At 52.0% G+C, this 21,738-nt stretch carries 13 protein-coding genes and 3 riboswitches; of the genes, 7 read left to right on the plus strand and 6 right to left on the minus strand.

All coding sequences use genetic code 11. The annotated features are described in order from the left end of the window. Positions 1–73: 73 nt before the first annotated feature. The 3 genes from gcvPB to gcvT form a co-directional block, all read right to left on the minus strand. Positions 74–1,531, minus strand: a complete 1,458-nt coding sequence (gcvPB, locus tag AC50Y5_RS22150) for an aminomethyl-transferring glycine dehydrogenase subunit GcvPB (protein ID WP_494863795.1) — start codon at positions 1,529–1,531, stop codon at positions 74–76. Next, positions 1,528–2,880 carry an aminomethyl-transferring glycine dehydrogenase subunit GcvPA gene (gene gcvPA, locus AC50Y5_RS22155; RefSeq protein ID WP_494863797.1) on the minus strand — a complete coding sequence of 451 codons (1,353 nt, stop codon included), beginning with the start codon at positions 2,878–2,880 and terminating at the stop codon, positions 1,528–1,530. Before gcvPA ends, gcvPB begins: the two co-directional genes overlap by 4 nt. A gap of 65 nt (positions 2,881–2,945) precedes the next feature. Then, positions 2,946–4,067 carry a glycine cleavage system aminomethyltransferase GcvT gene (gcvT, locus tag AC50Y5_RS22160; protein WP_494863799.1) on the minus strand — a complete coding sequence of 374 codons (1,122 nt, stop codon included), beginning with the start codon at positions 4,065–4,067 and terminating at the stop codon, positions 2,946–2,948. Between the two features lie 165 nt (positions 4,068–4,232). After that, positions 4,233–4,345: riboswitch (glycine riboswitch) on the minus strand. Positions 4,346–4,348: 3 nt separating this feature from the next. Further along, positions 4,349–4,443: riboswitch (glycine riboswitch) on the minus strand. Between the two features lie 172 nt (positions 4,444–4,615). Then, a riboswitch (glycine riboswitch) is annotated at positions 4,616–4,740 on the plus strand. A 296-nt stretch (positions 4,741–5,036) separates the two neighbouring features. Between gcvT and gcvH the strand changes: the two genes are divergently transcribed. Then, on the plus strand, positions 5,037–5,426 hold the full coding sequence (gcvH, locus tag AC50Y5_RS22165; RefSeq protein WP_056031958.1) for a glycine cleavage system protein GcvH: 390 nt from the start codon (positions 5,037–5,039) through the stop codon (positions 5,424–5,426). A 569-nt stretch (positions 5,427–5,995) separates the two neighbouring features. Here the strand turns inward: gcvH and AC50Y5_RS22170 are convergent. Beyond that, positions 5,996–7,585, minus strand: coding sequence for a sensor domain-containing diguanylate cyclase (locus AC50Y5_RS22170; RefSeq protein WP_056031955.1), 1,590 nt, complete (start codon positions 7,583–7,585; stop codon positions 5,996–5,998). A 182-nt stretch (positions 7,586–7,767) separates the two neighbouring features. Here AC50Y5_RS22170 and AC50Y5_RS22175 point away from each other — a divergent pair, with 182 nt between their 5' ends. The 5 genes from AC50Y5_RS22175 to AC50Y5_RS22195 all read left to right on the plus strand — a co-directional run bounded on the left by AC50Y5_RS22175 (position 7,768) and on the right by AC50Y5_RS22195 (position 14,950). Beyond that, a complete protein-coding gene (locus AC50Y5_RS22175; protein WP_494863802.1) occupies positions 7,768–9,519 on the plus strand; it encodes a sensor histidine kinase in 1,752 nt (583 codons plus the stop codon). 14 nt (positions 9,520–9,533) lie between these two features. Further along, positions 9,534–11,174 carry a response regulator gene (locus tag AC50Y5_RS22180; RefSeq protein WP_494863804.1) on the plus strand — a complete coding sequence of 547 codons (1,641 nt, stop codon included), beginning with the start codon at positions 9,534–9,536 and terminating at the stop codon, positions 11,172–11,174. Positions 11,175–11,299: 125 nt separating this feature from the next. Then, entirely contained in the window at positions 11,300–12,982 is a 1,683-nt protein-coding gene (locus AC50Y5_RS22185) for a type 2 periplasmic-binding domain-containing protein (protein ID WP_494863806.1), read from the plus strand. 177 nt (positions 12,983–13,159) lie between these two features. Then, the gene (locus tag AC50Y5_RS22190) at positions 13,160–14,053 is read left to right on the plus strand and encodes an ABC transporter permease (protein ID WP_056031947.1); all 894 of its coding nucleotides are present in this window, start codon (positions 13,160–13,162) and stop codon (positions 14,051–14,053) included. Positions 14,054–14,071: 18 nt separating this feature from the next. Next, entirely contained in the window at positions 14,072–14,950 is an 879-nt protein-coding gene (locus AC50Y5_RS22195) for a carbohydrate ABC transporter permease (RefSeq protein ID WP_046231688.1), read from the plus strand. A 190-nt stretch (positions 14,951–15,140) separates the two neighbouring features. Here AC50Y5_RS22195 and map read toward each other — a convergent pair whose 3' ends face one another. Together map and AC50Y5_RS22205 are read right to left on the minus strand one after the other, a co-directional pair. Continuing rightward, entirely contained in the window at positions 15,141–15,887 is a 747-nt protein-coding gene (gene map, locus AC50Y5_RS22200) for a type I methionyl aminopeptidase (protein WP_056031944.1), read from the minus strand. Positions 15,888–15,913: 26 nt separating this feature from the next. Further along, positions 15,914–16,672, minus strand: coding sequence for a TetR/AcrR family transcriptional regulator (locus tag AC50Y5_RS22205; RefSeq protein ID WP_494863809.1), 759 nt, complete (start codon positions 16,670–16,672; stop codon positions 15,914–15,916). A 345-nt stretch (positions 16,673–17,017) separates the two neighbouring features. Here AC50Y5_RS22205 and AC50Y5_RS22210 point away from each other — a divergent pair, with 345 nt between their 5' ends. After that, positions 17,018–21,463 (plus strand): glycosyl hydrolase 53 family protein, encoded by a 4,446-nt coding sequence (locus AC50Y5_RS22210; RefSeq protein WP_494863811.1) that lies wholly within the window; start codon positions 17,018–17,020, stop codon positions 21,461–21,463. Positions 21,464–21,738: the final 275 nt, after the last annotated feature.

The raw sequence follows: 21,738 nt of genomic DNA on the forward strand, positions 1-21,738 counted from the left end.
GTTATTTCCATTGTAAACCTATTTTCGATGGAACACTACTCTATTCCAGTTATTTCCTAAAATAGCGAAGCGGCTACCCGCAGGTGCAATTTAGAATGGGCTTGCGGGCCGCTGTCGTCTCATCCAGACGATTGACAACTGTCGTATAAGGGGCATTGAGGACAAGCTCAGGCGTCTGCTCTGCCTCTTGCGCAATTTGAATCATCGTGTCGATAAAGCCATCCAGCGTTTCCTTGCTTTCCGTTTCGGTTGGCTCGATCATGATGCATTCCTCTACATTTAGCGGAAAATAAATCGTTGGCGGGTGATAGCCGAAGTCCAGCAGCCGCTTGGCGACGTCCAGCGTGCGCACGCCGTACGCTTTAAGCCTTTTGCCAGACAGCACGAATTCGTGCTTGCACAGCCCGGGATAAGCGACCTCGTAATACGGTGCGAGGCGGTGCATCATGTAGTTGGCATTCAATACCGCAAGCTCCGATACACGGCGCAGCCCCTCTGGCCCGTAAGTGCGAATATACGTATAGGCTCTCACCAGAATGCCGAAGTTGCCGTAAAAGGCTTTGATGCGGCCAATCGATTCCGGCCGATCGGTATCCCAATAATAGGTGCCGTCGGTCCGCTTGCTGACGACGGGCTTTGGCAGAAACGGCACAAGCAGGCTTTTGACGCCGACTGGGCCAGCACCAGGACCGCCGCCCCCATGCGGAGTGCTCATCGTTTTGTGCAAATTCAAGTGGACGACATCGAAGCCCATGTCGCCCGGACGGGCAATGCCCATAATGGCGTTCGAATTGGCGCCATCATAATAGAGCAGTCCTCCTGCCGCATGGACGATGGCGGCAATTTCGACAATTTGCGCCTCGAACAAGCCAAGCGTGCTCGGGTTCGTCAGCATAAGCGCGGCTGTATCTGCGCCGACGGCAGCTCGAAGCGCGTCCAAATCAACCATGCCGCGCACATCCGATTTGATCGTCACCGTATCGAATCCGGCAACGGTCGCGCTCGCCGGGTTCGTGCCGTGCGAGGAATCCGGCACGATCACCTTGGTGCGGGCTTCGCCGCGGCTCTCATGATAGGCGCGGATGAGCATAAGGCCGGTCCATTCGCCATGCGCCCCCGCTGCCGGTTGAAGCGTTACTTGATCCATGCCGGTTAAAACGGCGAGGTCGTTTTGCAGCGTGTAAAGCAGCTCAAGAGCGCCTTGAATGCTTTGCTCCGGCTGGTAAGGGTGGATTTTGGCGAAGCCGGGGAAGCGGGCGGTATCCTCATTGATTTTTGGATTATATTTCATCGTGCAGGAGCCGAGCGGATAAAAACCGTTGTCGACGCCAAAGTTGCGGCGTGACAGCTCGGTGTAATGGCGAATGACATCAACCTCAAACACCTCAGGCAGCTCAGCAGGCTGCTGGCGCAGCAGCTCCGCAGGCAGCAGTTCACTGGCTGCAAGTGCAGGAACGTCGCACTCAGGCAGCGAATAGGCGATGCGCCCCGGCTTGCTGAGCTCAAAAATCAACGCTTTCTCGGCTTTCATACACAGGCCTCCAATTCATGAATGAATGCATGGATTTCTTCCTTTGTGCGGCGTTCAGTTACGGCGATGAGCATATGATTTTTCAGCTCTGGGTAGGCGGTTCCTAGATCGTAGCCGCCTATATAGCCCGCTTGCAGCAGCTTGGCGCTTACGCCAGCGAGGTCGGCTGAATCCGGCAGCTTGACGACAAACTCATTGAAATAGGGAGACGAGAAAGCTAGCTCCAGCGGCCCATTCGCCGCCACGCTAGCAGCATAGTGGGCTTTACGCACATTGAGCAGCCCTACCTCCTGCATGCCTGCTTTGCCGAGCACTGACATATAGATGGAGGCGCATAATGCGAGCAGCGCCTGATTGGAGCAAATATTTGACGTCGCCTTCTCGCGGCGAATATGCTGCTCACGGGCTTGGAGCGTCAGGACGAAGCCGCGTTTGCCGTCCTTGTCGACGGTTTGCCCGACGATGCGCCCGGGAATGCGGCGCATAAGCGGCTCCGACACCGCGAAGAAGCCGCAGGTCGGACCGCCAAGCGATGCGGGAATGCCCAGCGGCTGCGCATCGCCGACGACGATGTCGGCGCCAAGCGCGCCCGGCGATTCCAGCAAGCCGAGCGAGATGGGATTGGCGCTGACGACGAGCAGCGCTTTACTGGCATGAACGAGCGGCTCGATCATGCGAATGTTTTCGATGCAGCCGAAGAAATTAGGAGATTGAATGAGAACGGCAGCTGTATTTTCGGTAAGGGCTGCTTGCAGCGCATCCACATCGGTGACGCCATTTTGATAGCCGATTTCTACTACTTCCAAATTTAGTCCGTGTGCGGAAGTCAGCAAAATTTCCCGAGCCTCCGGATGGACGGTGCGGGACACAATAACTTGCTTGCGCTTCGTCGCTCCGCTGGCCAGCGCCGCAGCTTCGGCGAGCGCCGTAGCCCCGTCATACATGCTGGCATTGGCGACCTTCATGCCGGCCAACTCGCAAATATACGATTGGAATTCAAAAATCGCCTGCAGCTCCCCTTGGCTGATTTCCGGCTGATACGGGGTATAAGCGGTATAAAATTCCGAGCGGGACAGCATATGGTTGATGACGACAGGAATGTGATGGTCGTACAACCCTGCACCGAGAAAGCTCGTATAGCGGTCGAAGTCGGCGTTTTTGTCCGATAGCTCGCGCAAATGGCGCAGCAAGGCAGGCTCATCGAGCTGCCCGGACATGGGCAAAACCCCGTCATAGCGCACAGCGGCAGGAATATCGGAGAATAGCTCCTCAATGGAGCTGGCGTGAGCGGCGGTGAGCATTTCGGCCTGATCCTGCTCGGTCATCGGCAAATATCGGTGCTTATACATGGCGATCGCTCCTTTTCTTTGCAAGCCCTGATGGGTGCGTAGTGGTTAGCGTACATGCAGCATGTTCAGGATTGGGCGGGAATGACTTTGGGCTGTTTATAAAATGGAGCTTTGACGACGACAGCTTTCAGCCGCTTGCCGCGGATATCGAGCCATAGCTCCGTGCCGATGGCTGCATAGGCGCTTTGTACAAGGGCCAGACCCAAATTGCGCTTCAGAGTCGGCGATTGCGTTCCCGTCGTGACTTCCCCAATCTGTTCTCCTTCGGCATTGTGGACGGTATAATGGGGACGCGGAATGCCCCTCTCCAGCAATTCCAAGCCAATGAGCTTGCGGGGAATGCCTTCCGACTTCTGGCGCTGGAGCTCCTCGCGGCCGATAAACGGGCCCTTATCCAGTTTAACGAAGTAGCCAAGTCCAGCCTCCAGCGGCGAAATATCCGCCGACAGCTCTTGCCCGTAAAGCGGCAGCTTGGCTTCGAAACGCAGTGTATCGCGGGCGCCAAGCCCGGCGGGCACAAGTCCATAAGCTTCTCCAGCTGCAAGCAGTCCTCGCCAGATCGAGGCGGCTATGCTGCTGCTGCAATAAATTTCAAACCCATCCTCGCCCGTATAGCCGGTACGGGAAACTAAGGCTGCATGTCCGTATACGGAAACCTGATTTAAAAAATGAAACGCCGGAAGTGCCGCGACAGGCGCATTCGTCACCTTCGACAAAATAGCCAAAGCCTTCGGGCCTTGCAGCGCCAGCAGCGCTGTGTCATCGGATTGATTGCGAAGCGAAACGTCACCATCGGCCTGTGTCTCCAGCCACTGCCAATCCTTATCTATATTCGAAGCGTTAACGACGAGCATGTACTGCTGCTCTCCCAGTTTATAAATGAGCAGATCGTCGACTACGCCGCCATCCGGGTAGCACATCATCGTATATTGCGCCTGTCCGTCCTGTAGCTGCGACACATCATTTGTCGTCATTTGCTGGAGAAAGGCTTCAGAGCCCGCGCCGCTAACGATAAACTCCCCCATATGGGAGACATCGAACAATCCAGCTTGCTCGCGGACGGCCGCATGCTCCTGCTGAATACCTGAAAATTGGACGGGAAGCTCCCAGCCTCCAAAATCAATGCAGCGGGCACCCTTGAAATCGGCATACAACGGAAAAAGCGGCGTACGTTTAAGGCTGCTCAACAAAATCACCCCTTCAGCTTGAATGCAGTTCTAAGCTTGAATTTAATTCTAATTTGGCTCGAATGAAGCGCGGAATTTTTCAATAGGCATAAGAAAAAGGACAGGCGAAAAGAAAAAAGGGGGGGGCGCCGCGAAGCTTGCTTCGCCCATCCATCTTTCCTTTCGCTCTGTCCTTTGTACCTGAGAGTTGTCCCACGCCTTGAAAAACATGACAAAATACGTCATATATGCGTAAGTTTCCCCTTGGGTGATTCGCTCGTGGCGAATGCTCTCCAGAGGTGCGTCCGACAAAGGTCCTTTTGCCTGAGAGATTCACCTGAAAGGCTTACTCCTTCGGCGTTACCTGTCCATCAGTAATCTCTCCCGCTGCCATCATCCGCGTATTTAATTAGGTCGCTGCTTTTATGCCTTTGCCAACATTATACGCATCAGCTGGATATGGATGTCAATCTTTTTTTGCGGTTTTTTGACTTATTTGTTAGGAATGTTGACATGCTTTTGAGGAATAAGCTATGCTTGTGGGGAATCAAGGCAAATGAATATGCGGATGATGATGATCGGGAGAGACTGCCTGCGGCCAGATGGATAGCCGACCCGGCAGCACCGAAGGAGCAAGCCGTTATCCTTGCCGGATAACGAATAATCTCTCAGGTAAACGTACTGGCATTTGACGCAGCTCTGGAGAGTGCGAATAGCCGCCAAAGGGGTAAGGAGTGCCGTCTGGCTTTGCCTGCGGCTTGCTCTCAAGCTCTCAGGTACCGAGGACAGAGAATGGGCAATTACGCCTGTTCTCTGTCTTTTTTTAAAGATAAGAATATATAAATTTCACACTTATACATTCTTATATATCACCCTCGAAACGGCAGCTTTGCCGCCAGAGGACGGCGACAGCCGTTTACGCTTGACGCTGAATTAAAACGGTAAATAGAACTTGAATTTGAACTTGAGTGAGAAAGCGAGGCGCTGGCAATGAGCGAAATTAGGGAGCAGCTGCGGTATAGCGATGAGCATGAATGGGTGCTGCAGACGGAGGGAAGGAAGCTGCTGGTCGGCATTACCGATCATGCGCAAGGCCAATTGGGCGACATCGTATTCGTAGAGTATCCAGAGGTTGGTGCGGTGGTTTCGGCTGGCGACAGCATCGGCACCATTGAGTCGGTTAAGACGGTGTCGGAGCTGTATAGCCCGGTATCTGGCCGGATTACGAAGGTGAACAGCACGCTCATTGACCAGCCTGAGCTAATTAACAGCGAGCCTTATGATGGCGGCTGGATTGTGGAGGTTGAGCTCGAGGAAGGCTTGGAGGAGGCGCTCGGCAAGCTGCTGACCGCGGAAGCCTATGCCGAGCTAATTAAGTAATCCGCCATTCTCGCTCATCCCAAAACCTAGAGCATATTATGCGAACAGAAGCGAGCCTAATCATGCTCTTCGTTATAGGGGATTTCTCGCCGCACAAAGATAGACTTGATGGACACAGCAGCCGCTATTTCAACAAGATCACGGGTTATGGCACAGGATGCGGACTCAGGGGCAGCTAATTCGCTGTAAATGGCCATTTTGGCAGGATAATGAGAGCCATAACGGCTTTACAGTCCGCTTATAGTCTAAAATCAAAGAAAAAACCAGAATAGCGGAATCTGTGTCCTCCAAAAATGGAGAGAATATCTCGAACCGCTTAGTCTCAGCAACGGGCTTTCAGTAACAGCAGTCGCAGCAGCAATCGCGCGCTGCGGCTCCTTAAGCCCTGAATCATCTGATGAGATTGGCAGCCTCAACTAAGCGCATTGCAAGCAGCAGCAGGCGAGCTCCGGTGTGCGCACACACTCTAGACAGGAAAGAAAAACACCGCTGCCACGGCTGATAAAGCCAAGTGGCAGCGGTGCTGCATGCTGCAAACTGAAAATTTTGCTAATTTATTTTATCCACTGCTACTCCGAAATTTGACTATGCAAAATCGTTTGATTGCGGCCGCTATGCTTGGCGGCATACAGCGCATCATCCGCCTGCTTGAACAAATCTTCGGTATCTTTTAATCGAGCTGTATTGGAGGCGATGCCGAGCGACAGGGTGACCTGGCGGCCGATTGGCGTAATCGCCTGCTCCATCTGCATTCGCAGCTGCTCTGCTACGTCAAACGCCTCTTCCTCTGACGTGTGCGGCAGCACGATTGTAAACTCCTCGCCTCCGTAACGGAAGCAGTAATCGCCCTCGCGCTTGAGCTCCAGCATCTTGGCAGCAAGCAGGCGCAGCACCTCATCGCCCTTCGGATGGCCAAACTCGTCATTGACCGATTTGAAATGGTCCAAATCCAGCATAATGACAGAGAACGGAATTTGCCTTAGCTCCAAATCCTCGGTAATCAGCTTAAGCGTTCGGCGGTTTGGCAGTCCCGTCAAGGCGTCCGTCTGCGACTCATGGAACAGCTCTTCATTTTTCCGCTTCATCTCATGAAAAGCTAGCGCAACGGTGGTGTTTAGCTGGTTCGCTTCATAATTCCAGTAAACGCGCGAAGGCAGCGTGTCCGGGATTTGATCCATCTTGGTCAGCTGCGCCGCATAATTAGCCAGCTGGTAGAGCGGTGAGGACAGCGTGCGCGACAGCCACATGGTCAGAAAAAGCAGCAGCAGCACGAACGGCGCTGATACCTTCAGCATGTCTGTAATGAGATCCCAGCTTTTATTTTCCACGTAGCTGACTGGCGTTTGGGAAACAATTCCCCAGTTGGTTTCGGGTACGACGGAATAACCGGCAAGAAACTCGATACCTTGGCTGTTGACCACCTGCTGTTGCCCGCTTTTCCCCTGCATCAGCTGCTGCACAACAGGATTCATGCTTACATTAGCAGGATGATCCTCCATATGCGGGTGATAGATCATATTGCCTTCCCCATCGACGACGTAAAAATAAGAGCCGCTGTTGTTCTCGTTTTGCACGCCAAGAATTTCTCGGAAAATATTTTCATACTGCAAATAAATCGTTCCGGCCACATATCCCCGATAGGTGCCCTCCCGGCTGAAAACCGGCTGGCTGACCAGCACGATCATCCGATTCGTCGAAGAAATATAAGGCTTGGAAATGTGCGGCTTCTGGACTTTAAGCGCCAGCTTTGATTCATCAGTTGACAGCTTGTGGCCGATTATGCCCAAATTGTTAGGAGAGCTGGAGACGATAACGCCTTCAGCATCGACGACAGCAATCGAATTGAAGTAATGGTTGGTTCCCATAAAAAAATCAAGCTGCGCCAGCACAGCGCTGCTTTCAAGGTCGGCATCAGATAAATAATTCGCCGCGATTTCAAGGCTGCGCTTCATAGACACAAGCAATGATTGCGTCGTTTTGCTAAGATCACCGGCCGTAATGCGGTTTAATTCCAGTGTATTATGATAAAGGGATTCCCTCTGGGATTTGAAAGCGATAATGATATTGATGACGATGGTAATGAGGACGGACAAAAGCACGATGCAGGAGATGATGGATGCCAGGGTAAAGCCTTTTTTGCGTTTTATTGCGCTGTACATGCTAAACCTCTTCTCGTTGAAATTCTATTAAATAGTTTATCATTTTTATAAGAGATTTTCGACATATAATGACAGACCAGCCGAATATTTTCTTTGCTTCAGCCCGGTCAGGCATTGCTCCAATTCGAGAGGGACATTATACTGAATGCAGCATTTTGATTAGAAGAAAGCCAGGTGTACGGATGCCTAAAGTAAATTTGTTTTCCAAAATCGTAGGGTTGCTCATTATTATGCTGCTGCCGATCATAGGACTGTACTCCTATTCCAATCATATTAGTACAGAAGTTCTAGATTCCGAGCTCAACCGCTCGAATACGAATCAGCTCGTTTTTTTTCAAAATCAGGTCAATTCCTCGATTAATCTGCTGGGGTTATGGCCAAATTTGCTCATTCAAGATCCGGACATTGCGAATTTGCGCGATTATTACGTCGACCTTGACAATCTTGATCTGCCCGCGATTACGATGGTCAAGCGCATTCAGACCAAGCTGAGCATTCAGGAAAGCTCCTCTAATTGGAAAAGCAATTTGGCGATTTATTCGCCAACGCTAGCCCGCGTCATTACGGTGAACGATGCCGTTCCCTATAATAAGGAGACCTTAGCTGCCCGCCTGAAACGCGGCTGGCAGGTGAAGCCGCTTGGCGCGGATGGCTTTCGTTTCTCGCTGATGACGGCGCTGCCTTATAATAATTTGTCTCAGGCTACGGATACGGGACTGCTCATTGAGGTTAGCTTTGACAGCTCGAATATTCAGGGCATGCTCGATCAGTTCAAGCGTGATGGACGGCGCGACCCCTTCTACTACAACGAGGCATGGGGCACGATATACAATCGTACCGCCGACCAGCAGTTGGGCAATCAGCTCATTGCCCAATTGGACGAGAGCGGCTTGCTGGCCAGCGGCAGCCATACCGTCCAAGTGAACGGGGAGCGTTATTTGGTCAATATTGTCCGTTCAGAAACGATAGGCTGGGATTTGATTGATTATATCCCGTTATCGGATGTGCTCCAGCCGATCAACCAAACGAACCGTTTATTTTATTATTCGGTTGGTTTGCTGCTATTGATGAGCTGTTTAATCGCCTATATGCTTTATGCGCAGGTGCAGGTTCCCATTAAGCAGCTTGTAGTCAGCTTTCAGAAGCTGAAAAACGGCGATTACGGCGTCCGGCTTACACCGAAAGGGCGCGGCAACAATGAATTTAAGTTCGTATTTATCCGTTTCAACCGGATGGTTCAGCAAATTCAAGAGCTGTTTGAAAATGTTTATTTGGAAAAAATCCATGTGCGAGAAGCGAAGCTCAAGCAGCTGCAATCGCAAATCAACCCGCATTTTTTCTATAATTGTTTTTCCTTTATATCGAGCATGGCGAAGCTGGAAAACTATCAGTCGGTCATTGCGATGAGCCAGAACCTGTCAAACTACTACCGCTATACGACCCGGCAGGAGCGTTATTTGGTCGATGCGCGGGAGGAAATTGATTTTGTCCGCAACTACTTGGATATTCAGCAAATGCGGATGAATCGGCTGTCTTATGAGCTGGACATCCCGGAGCATCTGCTGCGTTTTCAAATTCCGCCGCTCGTCATTCAGCCGTTGGTGGAAAATGCGGTCATCCATGGTATTGAGCAATCACCAGATGCAGGACGCATTCGCATATCGGGTGAATTTGACGGCGAGTTTGCAGCGATTACGGTGGAGGATGATGGCGTTGGGCTCGATCCAGAGCGGCTTTTTTCCTTGCAATACCAATTGACGCGTCCTATGGAGCAGGAGATGGGCTGCGGTCTTTGGAACGTCCATCAGCGCTTGCATTTGCGTTTCGGGGCAAGCTCAGGCATTGTGCTGTCGCCTTCGCCGCTAGGCGGCTTAAAGGTGCAAATTCGCTGGAATGTGACCCGCGAGAAACAAACTGAACAGACATTGACTTAGGGAGGGGCATCATAATGATTGAACTGCTGCTTGTAGATGATGAGGCCTATGTGACGCTGAGCTTAGAGAAGACCATTCCATGGGAAGAGCTTGGCGTCAGCAAAATATACCGGGCCGATTCTGCTGCCGAGGCGCTTGCTATTATGGAGGCGGGTGACATTGATATTTTGGTCACGGATATTCGGATGCCGGGGATGGACGGCTTGCAGCTGATCGAACAGGCGAAGAAGCTCTGGCCGGATTTGCGCTGCATTTTAATGACTGGCTACTCCGATTTCCAATATGCGAAAAAAGCGCTGCAATTGCAGGCGTCCGATTATATTTTGAAGCCGGTGGACGATAAGGAATTTGTGCGCAGCCTGATGAATACGATCGAGGAGCTGAAGGTGGAGTGGGAGCAGGCGGAGCAATACCATCAGCTCGTTTACAATATGAAGTCGGAATACGGGCTGCTGCGGCGCAATCTGCTGCATGATCTGCTGCTCGGCCGCCAGCTGTCGGACACGACGATTGACGCCAAGCTGGCGCAATATGAAATTCCGCTGCGGCTTGATGCTCCTTCTGTCATTTTGCTGATTCAATACAGCAATCCTTATGATGAAAGCAACCGCAGCAGCATGGAGCTGATGGAATATGCGGTCGGCAATATTGGCGAGGAAGTGTTCTCCGAGCATATGAACGTATGGTATGGCAAAGCGCCGCATAATTGCCTCATATTCGTCGCGCAGCCAAATGAGGAGCAGCAGCGGCTGCTGGATTTTTCGCCGGATTACAAAGGACAGCGGCGGGTGATGCTGGAGCAGGCGGTGGACGTCTTTAGACGGCAAATCTCCCATTTTCTCCGTTCGGAGGTGTCGCTCATTATTTCCGACTGGTTCTCCTTCCCGAGCGGCATGGCGAATGCGTACCGGACGGGGATGAGCGTCTATTTATCGAGCGCGATTCATGAATCGGGCATTGCCGTCTATTTGGAAAGTCACCAGGCGGAGCCGGAGACGCGAGTGAATCTGATGGAGGCCTTGTATAAGCCGCCTACGCTTATTCATTTGCTGGAGTCCAAGCAGTGGGACACAGCGCTGCTCAAAATCGATGAGGTGTTCGGCAATTTGGAGCAGGTGAAGTTTTCGCGGGAGCATCTGTATGAAGTGTTTCTCTCGATTACGAATGCCTTTATGTATACGGCCCATAAACAGGGACAATTTATTTATGAAATTGATCATGCGGGCTTCGACATGCTGCTCGACCACACCGTTATTCATTCGCTGGACAAGCTGCGGAATTGGTCGACAGATATGCTGGAGCGCTTGCGCACAGAGCTGTCGAGCACGGAGGAATACGCCAAGAGCAGTCTGGTCAAGCAGGTGCAGGAGCTTGTGTCTGCAAGCCTTGGCCATGATACATCGGTGAAGACGATTGCGGACAAGGTGTTTTTGCATCCCGTCTATTTGTCCAAAATTTATAAAGCCCAGACCGGCGAGAGCATCAGTGACTATATTACCCGGATGCGAATGGAGCGGGCGCATTATTTGCTGAAGCAGACTAATAAGAAAATTTATGAAATTACTTCGGAGCTGGGCTATCAGAATCCGCAATATTTCAGCAAAATCTTCCGCAAGCATTATGGCATGACGCCGCAGGAGTTCCGCGACCAATAGCAAAAAGCGAACAGGTTGCCAAAGGTGCAGAAATGTTCGGTTATTGTCCTATGACTTCCCCAGCAATGCTCCTATAATAAAGTCATAAACAATTGCAACACACAGTTGGAGGGGGAAAAACAAAAATGATTAGCGCTTACAAAAAGCAGCTGCTGCTCGTACTAAGCCTCATTCTCGTTGTCGGCCTGCTCGCAGCATGCGGCAAGGACAACAAAGGAACGGGCGAGAGCACGAACACAGGAGCTTCAACAGGAAATGAATATAAAGAGAAATATGATCCGCCTGTTACATTGACGACCGTATGGGGGGTAGCTCCTGAGGTGAAATATAAAAATGGTGAAACGATTGAGAACAACGTAGCGACAAAATGGGCCAAGGAGCAGCTCGGCATCGAGATCAAATCGCTGTGGTCTGTAACGGATACGAACAATGCTTTAGCTACAAAGCTGCGCCTGGCCATGTCCTCGGGACAGGATATGCCTGACGTGCTGGTAGTGGGCAATAATGATCCGCAGCTGGTAGCTGATCTGGTCGATTCCGGCTATTTCCGCGAAGCTGGCGACCTGTTTGACCAATACGCAAATGATACTTGGAAAAAAGCGATGGAGCTTGATCCTAACGTATGGAATCCATATATTCGCGACGGCAAAAAAATGGGTATTCCCGTACTGGATTATGCTTATAACAACGACTACTTGCTGTGGATCCGCCAGGATTGGCTGGACAAGCTGAATATGAAGGCTCCGACAACGATTGCCGAGCTGGAAACTGTGATGGAAGCTTTCAAAAACAACAATCCGGACGGATTGGCTCCTGATAAAGTAACGCCGCTTAGCATTGGCTTCAAAACGAAGCTGAGCAGCTGGATGGGCGACCCATCATGGATTTTTGGCGCTTATGGCGCGATGCCAGAGCAATGGAATGTTGGAACTGACGGAAATCTGGAATATGGTTCCATTAACACAGGCATGAAGCAGGGCCTCTTGAAGCTTTCGGAATGGAGCAAAAAAGGCTTTATTCCTAAGGAAGCAGCTCTATGGGATGAGAACAAAACGGCTGAGCCAGCAGTTGCAGGAACAGCGGGCATTATTCCTGGACCGTACTGGATGAGCGGCTGGCCGCTTGTCGATACAGCGAAAAACGTGCCAACCGCAAAATGGACGCCGATCGCACTGCCAAAAGGTCCTGACGGCAAAGCGACAAGCCATGGCACGCCATTTTCCAGCGCTGTTATTTTGATCAACAAAGATATTAAGCATCCTGAGGCTTTGTTCACTTATGAGAACTGGATGTTTGACAACTTCGCAAACCCTGCGAAGGGCAGCCCGCTTGAGGTTGGCATGTTCAAAGGTTATGACTATGATGTTGATGCCAATGGCAACACGCTTTATCAAGATGATATCCCTGGAGGCTATATTAACATTGTTCGTTATTTCCTCGTTCGTGATGGCGCCCGTATTCCAGACGCGCAAATGACAGCTCTGCTGGCGCTTGCAGATGGCAAGGAGCCGGAGACGAAGCTGGAGAAAGACATTGCCAACAGCTTTGGCAAGCAAACGCCAGAAGCGGCGAAGGTGCTCATGTCCCAGAAGGATGTTGCGCTTATGAACATGTTTACGGGTCCTACAACGCCGACGATGAAGTCGAAAATGGATTACTTGAAAAAAATCGAGCTTCAAACGTTTAACGAAATTATTTACGGCACAAAGCCGATTGATGCCTTCGATACATTCGTTGCCAACTGGAATAAATCCGGCGGCGAGCAAATTACGAAGGAAGTAAATGAATGGTATGCATCTGTAAAATAGTGCAAGTCAGCAAAGCAGTCTGCCCTCGGCAGGCTGCTTTTGTTTTTTATGAGAGTTTCCTGTGAAAAGTAGTTGCAATAGTGCCATCAATGTTGGTTCCGTCATGTGTTCAGGCGGTTTGGGGCGTTGCTATAATTGAGGTAATTCATACAAATGCGTTCAGGAGGATACTACAATATGAGGCAGCTAAAGCGCCACTGGCCGTTCCATCTCATGATTTTGCCATCCCTTGTTTTTCTGATTTTGTTCAGCTATTTGCCAATGGCGGGCATTGTTATGGCCTTCCAAGACTTTAAGCCCCGGCTGGGCATTACAGGCTCGGAATGGATCGGTCTCGATAATTTTCGCTACATGTTTGAGCGGGAGGACAGCCTGGAGGTTATTTGGAACACGCTGGTCATTGCGGTTTTGAAAATTATTTTTAACCTCGCAGCTCCATTCATCTTTGCTCTTTTCTTAAATGAGGTGCGCAAGGAGCTTTTCAAGCGTTATGTGCAAACGATGGTCTATCTGCCCCACTTCCTGTCATGGGTCATTTTGGGCGGTATTTTGATCGACATATTGTCTAGCGATGGCGGTTTTGTAAACCGGATTCTGGGCATGGTCGGGATCGGACCGATCTTCTTCCTTGGAGAAGGCAATTGGTTCCGCTTTACGGTTATTATTTCCGAGGTGTGGAAGGAGTTTGGTTACGGAACGATTGTCTTTCTGGCAGCTCTCTCGAACATCAACCCCTCGCTGTACGAGGCGGCCGAAGTGGACGGCGCAAGCCGCTGGAAGCAGACGCTTCACATTACGATGCCTTCGATGGTGCCGATGGCGATTGTCGTAGGTACACTGGCACTCGGCAACATTTTGAATGCGGGCTTTGACCAAATTTTCAACCTGTATAACCCGCTAGTCTACGATAAAGGCGACATTATTGATACGTTCGTTTATCGTACAGCGATTATAAGCGGGGAAATGGGCTTTGGAACAGCGGTCGGATTATTCAAATCCATTATCAGCATGATCTTGATTTTCGTCTCATACCGCATGGCCTATAAATGGGCAAACTATCGAATTTTCTAAGAATGGAGCGAGCCTAGAATGTACCACAAAACACTGTCATACCGCATATTTTCTATACTCAATAATACAGGGCTGCTGTTTATCTCGCTCCTGTGCATTATCCCGCTTGTTCATGTATTGGCCATTTCATTCAGCGCGAAGTCGGCGGCCGATGCCAATATCGTTAATTTGTGGCCGGTAGATTTCACTTTGGAGGCTTATCGCAAAACGATCGACAACCCGATCTTTCTAAACTCGATCTGGATATCTATCATGCGGACGTCCATTGGCACGGCCCTTACGCTGCTGCTGGCGTTTATGGCAGCCTACCCGCTTTCCAGAGAAAGCACGAGCTTCAAGGCACGTTCTTACTACTCCTGGATTTTCGTTTTCGCGATGGTCTTTAACGGCGGGCTTGTTCCCTTCTATATGATGATCCAGAATTTGAACCTGATGGGCTCCTTCTGGGCACTGGTGCTTCCCGGAGCGGTTAATATTTATTTAACGATTCTGATGATGAACTTCTTCCGGGGCATTCCGAAGGAGCTGGAGGAAGCAGCTATGATTGATGGAGCAGGCCACTTCCGGGTGCTGTTCACGATCTTTCTGCCGGTATCCAAGCCAGCCATTGCAACGCTCAGCCTGTTCAGCATCGTGTTCCATTGGAATTCGTGGTTTGACGGCCTGCTGTACACAGAAGGCGTTCACCAATATCCGCTGGCAACCTTTCTGCAAACGGTCATTATTTCACGCGACATGAGCTCCATGAGCCTTGATCCCGTATCGCTTGCCTTGATCTCGCAGAAGACGGTTAGTGCAGCGCAAATTTTTATCGGCGCTCTTCCTGTCCTCATAATTTATCCGTTTCTGCAAAAGTTTTTCGTTAAAGGCCTCGTCGTAGGCTCGGTTAAAGAATAGTGTGACAAAGGTAATCGTGTGGGTTTTAGAGGATGTACAGGAGGCTGTTTTCCGGAAACGGAGAGCAGCCTTGTTTTTGCGGCAGCGCGGTTATTCGTCGTTTTGGATTACGAACTTTCGTCAGGGCAAGCAGGCTGGGTTAGCGACTTAGTTCCTTTAATGACGCATTCCCGTCCGTTTGCCTCTATTTTTAATGGGCCGTTAAAATCAGCGGTCCGTCGGACGTGACTGCAATCGTATGCTCATATTGCGCCGACAGCTTGCCGTCGGCTGTTCTCGCCGTCCACCGATCGTCGTCGATCTTGATACGGAACGTACCTTCGTTGATCATCGGTTCAATCGTAAACACCATGCCTTCCTTTAACCGAATGCCTTTGCCAGCTACGCCGATATGCTCGTAGCTTGGCTCCTCGTGCAGGCTCCGCCCGATCCCGTGCGCCAGCAGATCGCGTACGACCGAAAATCCATTCGCTTCCGCATGCTCTTGAATCGCCGACGTGATGTCGCCAAGCCGGCCTCCAGGGAGCGCTCGGGCTATCCCCAGGTCCAAGCATTCCTTTGCCACCTTCATTAATTTTTGCGCCTCCGGCCGGATATTGCCCACCGCATAGCACCAGCACGAATCGCCGAACCATCCGCCGTATTCCACGACAATGTCGAGCTTCAGCAAGTCGCCGTCCATAACCACCTGGTTCGACGGAATGCCGTGAGCCACCACATCGTTGACCGAAATGCAGGTTTCGGCGGGGTAACCGTTGTATCCTTTCGTAAACTGCTTGCCGCCCAGCTTGGTGATGTGTTTGGCAACAAAGTCATTGATTTCCTGGGTGGTGATCCCAGGCTCGATCAGTTTGGACACCTCGCGATAGCAGTCCACAACGATTTGGCTCGCTGGTTTCATCTCTTCGATTTCCCTAGGTGATTTTAGTATGATCATCTGTCATTATTCGCTCCTTATCCATTCTATAATTTTAAAAAACGGGCGATATCGCCGGCCTCCTCTTGCAGTTTTCCGCGGCGAAGCGAAATAGAGGCGCAGCCGACCAAGGCGGCCAGCAGCATTTCCGCGCGCTGTAGCTGATACGGCGGCTCCGCCGCGTTTTCGCCGGAAGCGGCAGCCCCGTCCGGCTCACGCCCGGTTTCCAGCAGCGCGGCAAGCGGCGCCAGCACCTCACGACGAAAGGCGGCCGAAAGCGTGGCCGAGCGCGCTTCTGGCAGCGAGGCAAAGTCCTCTCCGGCCATCTTAAACAATAGGTAAAGGGCGCGGTCCTCCGCCCATAGCTGCAGCAGCCGGAAGCCTGCGGCGGCGACGGGGCCAAGCTCTGCGGCAGCGGCCGTTTCGCTGCTTCCGCTTCGGGAATCCGCGGTAGCCGAGTTCCCGGTGTCCGCCTCAGCAGCCAAGCTGAAATGCCTGCCCGTCGGTGCCTTCCCTGAGGCCGAAGCGCGGGAGACCTCCAGCGGAGCCTCTAGCGTTGCCTCTAGCGGGGCTACCAGCCAATCGCCGGCCCGCTCGAACGCATCCCATAGCAAATCTTGAAGCAAATCGCCCTTATTGCTGTAATAATGGTATACCGTGCCATAACCGAGTCCCGCTTGCGAGGCCACATCGCGGATTTCCAGTAAAGGCCCTTTATTCAAAAACACATCGGCAGCGGCTTTCCGGATTTGCGCCAAACGCCGCAGCCGGATCTCATCGTTTTGTTCCTTCGTGCGTGGAGTCATCTCGTTCGTTCACCTCTTTAATTTTTGACCTACTGTTATGTCAATATAAAACATCGGCTTGAGTATAACAAGTGATTAGCCGAAATTTTCGTTAATCCCCGGGCTGGGGCTTAAGCGCGTTAATTCAGGATTTTTCTAATCGATAGTATTTGAAGTGTCTGTTTGCGCAGGTTTCGCTTATGAAAACCCTATGAATGATAGCGCTACCAAAATTCGGAATGTGCGGCGTCAAACAGGTTGCATAAAATGCTAGAATGTTGCTTTTGGTATGTATATCGCTTTTCATAAAATCGCTTACAATTAGATGAAGCATGGAGAAACAATATAATCAAGGGAGAGGTTTACATGAAAAAGGGGAAAGGGTACATCAGCCTCGTGCTGGTCGTAGCGCTATTTATGACACAGATGGCCTGGCCGCAAGCGGCGGTAAAGGCAGCTGCAGCAAATTTGGCGCTTGGCAAAATCGTTACAGCAAGCCAAGAATATATAGATCCGCAGTGGGGCCAGCCGAAGGAATACGCGGTCGATGGCAATCCGGATACGGCATGGAGCGCAGCAAGCGCTGTAAGTCCGACACACTGGCTTAAAGTGGATTTGGGCAGCGAATATGATCTTTCTGGTGTGGAAATCACCTGGAAGGAAGATGAAATCGTCAAGTATATCGTAGAGGTATCGCCGGACGATGTGAACTGGACGGTCGCTGCCGATAAATCGGCTAATGCGGCAAAGCAGCAGACGGCAAGCCTTGCATTCGAGGCGGACAGCATGCGTTATGTGCGTGTCACGATTTCTTTTTATGCGGGAAGCGGCTGGTGGCCGGGCATTAAAGAATTAAAGGTAGCAGAGAAGGAAATGGTGAAAAGTCCAGCGGACATTACCGGCTATGACGCGGTAAATATCGAAACCTACAGCGGTACGGCTCCGAGCCTTCCGGCACAGGTGAATGCCGCATATGCGGACGGCAGCTTTGGGCTTGTCAATGTCGCATGGGACGCTGTTGACCCGCAGAAATATACAGGTGGGGGCAGCTTTGAAGTAGCAGGAACGGTAACGGGAGCGAGCGTGCAGCCGAAAGCGTCGGTCACGGTGCTGGGCTATCGTGACGATTTTATTCGCGGGGTGGATATTTCGACGCTGACCGCAATTGAGGACAACGGCGGAAAATATTACGACAGCAATGGCGTGGAACGCGATTTGCTGGACATTTTGAAGGACCGGGGCGTAAACTACGTCCGGCTGCGGGTGTGGAATGATCCGCAAAACTCGGGCGGCTACAATGATAAGGAAGATGTGCTTAGACTCGCTAAGCGAGTGAAGGCGAAGGGGCTTAAGCTGCTCGTCGATTTCCACTATTCGGATGACTGGGCGCATCCGGGCCAGCAGGTTCGACCTGCGGCGTGGAAAAACCTGACGATGCCTGAGCTGGGCCAAGCGGTATACGATTACACGTACGAGGTTATTTCAGAATTGCAGGCAGTAAATGCAATGCCTGACATGGTGCAAATCGGCAATGAAATCAACAGCGGCGTGCTCACGGGCAAAGGCGGCTCGGTTAATTTTGACGATCAAGCGCTGCTGCTGAACAGCGGTTCGTCGGCTGTTCGCGCCCTGCCTGGCGGCGATGATGTTCAAATTATGATTCATCTTGCTGAAGGCGGCAAAAATGCGACCTTCCGTTATTTCTTCGACGGCATCAATGGCAGAGTCGATTACGACATTATCGGCTTATCCTATTATCCGTTCTGGCACGGTACGCTGGAAGCGGTGAAAATCAATATGGATGATATGGCGCTGCGTTACGGCAAGGAAGTGGTCATTGCTGAGACGTCGTATCCTTTTTCGTATAAAAATGGCGATGCCCATGAAAATATTATTAACTCCGACCAAAAGCTGAAAACGGGCGGAGCGAAATGGGACGCGACCGTTCAAGGCCAATATGACGCGATTCAAACGATTATGGATTTGATCTCCAATGTGGAAAATAACAAGGGAGCCGGATTTTTCTATTGGGAGCCGGCATGGATTCCATCGAATGTAGGCTGGATTGCGTCTGAGGGCGATGCATGGGAAAACCATGCGATGTTTGATTATGATGAATATCCAGCAAACGGCGGATACGCCTATAAGGGCTATGCGCTGGATTCCTTGAACGTTTATAAGCATGGCTTGACGGCAGTTCCGGCAGATCGCCAGCATTTGGCGGCCGCAATTGCTGAAGCGAAGTCGCTCGCCCGGGCAGATTTTACGCCGCAGAGCTGGCCGCAGCTTGCACCTGCTATCGCTCAGGCACAGCTCGTTCACGATCAGGTATATACGCCTCAAGGGGTAACGCAAGCTGAAGTGGATGCGGCACAGGGGCAGCTGGCTTCCGTTGTCGCTGGGCTTGAAGTGGTGCCTGCGGACAAGGCGGCGCTGACGGGGCTCATTGCCGATGCAGAAGCAAAGCAAGAGGCGGACTGGTCGGCCAAAAGCTGGCAGGCGCTGCAAAGTGCGCTTGCTGTTGCACGGACGGCTTCTGGTGATGCAAGAGCTACGCAAACGGTCGTCAATCATGCAGTTGCCGAATTGCAGGCAGCGCTGAATGGTTTGTCGAACGTGGACAAAGGCACGCTTGTGACCACTATCGTATCAGCAGAGCAGCTCGACGGTGCGGAATATTATGCGGCCGGATGGGCTGTACTGCAAGCTGCATTAGCGAATGCGAAGACGGTCAACAATGATGGCCAGGCTGTTCAAACGGCGGTTGTGGCTGCGACGGAAGCACTTGCCTCCGCGATTCAAGCGCTTAAGCCTTTGCAGGATATTGCAGCGTTTAAAGCAGCAACTTCTTCCAGCAACGCCGGCAGCGGCGGCGGCAAGACCAACGCTCCAGAAGGGGCAGTCGATCAAAATGAAGGCACTTCGTGGGGAACAGATAAAGGGGCTGGCAGCTGGTGGATGGTCGATCTGGGCCAAGCTTCGCTAGTGAAAAAAGTGGTGCTCAACAAATGGGCGGGAGTCGTCCATTACAAGGTGGAAATTTCCGATGATGGCGTAACGTTCCGTACAGCAGCGGATACGCAAACGCTGGCGATGCCTTCGGACAGCCATAAGCTGACGGACAATAATACGGGTCGTTATCTCAAGGTGACGATTACCGAAGGCCAAGGCTGGGTCGGCATGATGGACTTCAAGGCATTCGGGCTGGCTCTGGCTGATAAGGCCGAGCTGAATGCCGCAATTGCTGAAGCAGCTGGCTTGACGCAAAGCCAGTACACGGCAGCAAGCTGGTCCGTGCTTGCCGAAGCGTTGGCTGCAGCGCAGCGGGCAAGCGCTGATCAGGAAGCTGATCAGGCGCAGGTGGCTGCGAGCGCAGCAGCAGTGACAGCTGCGCTTGCAGGGCTGGAGGTGGCGACGGAGCCAGAGGGGCCGACGCCAACGCCAACACCAGAGGAGCCGACACCGACAGTACCTCCGGTAACACCATCGCCAGAGGTACCGACACCGACAGTATCTCCGGTGACGCCATCACCAGCGACGCCGGCGCCAACGGCATCTCCGGTGACGCCAGCGCCGGGCACGTCGTCGCCGGCTACTCCGACGGCGAGCTCGCAGCCAACAGCAGCGCCATCGGCTGCTGCTGTAATTACAATCGCGAACGGCGTGCCGGATGCTTCCGGCAAGCTGGTCGCGACAGTCGCTGCCAGCGAGCTGAGCAAGGCGGCGACGCAGGCGAACGGGAACGACGTCACGATTCGCGTCGTTCCAGCAGCTGCACCGCAGCAGGCAGTCGTACAGCTGCCCGCGGCTGCTATTAAAGAGCTCACCGATCACAACGTTCCGGTGCTGCATGTATGGCTGGACGGCGTACGAATTAGCGTCGCCGTCGAAGCCCTTGCCAGCGCAGCGGCGCAAAACACCGCCGCAATGCTGGCCTTCACAGCCGAGAAGGTAGACTCGGCTGCCCTTACAGCGGAGGAACGCGCGAAGGTTGGCGCGCATCAAGTTTACGATTTGTTGCTCGTCCATGATGGCAAGCAATTAACGTGGAACGAAGGGCAAGTGGAAGTTGCCTTGCCGTACACGCTGAAAGCAGGCGAGCAGCCGCATCAGGCAATCGTTTATTATTTGAATAGCAATGGCGGTTTGGAAGCTGTCCATAGCAGTGTTTATCGCGAAAAGGATCAAGTAATCGTATTCCAGGCGGCGCATTTCAGCCGTTATGCAGCGGCTTACGCAGACGTTTCGTTCGATGATATCGCACAGTATCCATGGGCAAAGATCGCAATTGAAGGCCTTGCTGCCAAAGGCATCGTTCAAGGCACGGCAGCAGGCAAATTCCAGCCAGCGGGCAGCGTTACCCGTGCACAGTTTGTGCATATGCTCGTTCAGGCGTTCGGTCTTGCGAGCAAAGACGGCGCTTCAACGAAGCTGAGCGACATCAAGGCTGGAAGCTGGTATGAACAGTCTGTCCTTGCCGCAGAGCAGAATGGCATTATTAAAGGCAGAGCGGACGGCTCCTTCGGCATCAACGCTTCCATTACAAGAGAAGAGATGGCGGTTATGCTGTACCGCGCTGCGAAGCAAAGCGGATTCGCAGCAGATGCAGGGGCGGCGCAACCTACGGGCGCAGCAGCCTCCTTCACGGATGCTGAGCAAATCTCGGATTATGCGCAGGAAGCAGTAGCTGCCATTAAGCATCTGGGGCTGATTTCCGGCATGGGCAATGGCGCTTTCGCGCCGCAAGCAACGGCAACTCGGGCTCAATCCGCAGTCGTTATTGCTAAAGTGCTTTCAGTATTATACGAATAACATCAATGCCTGCAAGGCAGCAAAAATGAAGACGGTGTTCCAAGTCGATAGCGACTGGAACACCGTCTTTTTGCATCCGAACGCAAAAGAAATCCGTTCGAACACTCTTTTTCCCTCCCAAGGACAAGCCGGCCTTTAAAAAAGGGACAGTTTTATTGCAAATGAACCCTATTCAGCGGGAAGCGGTTAGAAAGGCACTTAGAAAGGCATTTACTACCGCTGGGCATAGAAGCCCAGCCCTTTGCACATACCAAAAAGACCGGGCCGCTTGCGAA

The organism is Paenibacillus sp. JT22N7, from assembly GCF_059383875.1.

Coding starts and splice junctions, on each gene's coding strand:
- gcvPB (WP_494863795.1), bottom strand. CDS start 1,531: ATGAAAGCCGAGAAAGCGTTGATTTTTGAGCTCAGCAAGCCGGGGCGC.
- gcvPA (WP_494863797.1), bottom strand. CDS start 2,880: ATGTATAAGCACCGATATTTGCCGATGACCGAGCAGGATCAGGCCGAA.
- gcvH (WP_056031958.1), top strand. CDS start 5,037: ATGAGCGAAATTAGGGAGCAGCTGCGGTATAGCGATGAGCATGAATGG.
- AC50Y5_RS22170 (WP_056031955.1), bottom strand. CDS start 7,585: ATGTACAGCGCAATAAAACGCAAAAAAGGCTTTACCCTGGCATCCATC.
- AC50Y5_RS22175 (WP_494863802.1), top strand. CDS start 7,768: ATGCCTAAAGTAAATTTGTTTTCCAAAATCGTAGGGTTGCTCATTATT.
- AC50Y5_RS22180 (WP_494863804.1), top strand. CDS start 9,534: ATGATTGAACTGCTGCTTGTAGATGATGAGGCCTATGTGACGCTGAGC.
- AC50Y5_RS22185 (WP_494863806.1), top strand. CDS start 11,300: ATGATTAGCGCTTACAAAAAGCAGCTGCTGCTCGTACTAAGCCTCATT.
- AC50Y5_RS22190 (WP_056031947.1), top strand. CDS start 13,160: ATGAGGCAGCTAAAGCGCCACTGGCCGTTCCATCTCATGATTTTGCCA.
- AC50Y5_RS22195 (WP_046231688.1), top strand. CDS start 14,072: ATGTACCACAAAACACTGTCATACCGCATATTTTCTATACTCAATAAT.
- map (WP_056031944.1), bottom strand. CDS start 15,887: ATGATCATACTAAAATCACCTAGGGAAATCGAAGAGATGAAACCAGCG.
- AC50Y5_RS22205 (WP_494863809.1), bottom strand. CDS start 16,672: ATGACTCCACGCACGAAGGAACAAAACGATGAGATCCGGCTGCGGCGT.
- AC50Y5_RS22210 (WP_494863811.1), top strand. CDS start 17,018: ATGAAAAAGGGGAAAGGGTACATCAGCCTCGTGCTGGTCGTAGCGCTA.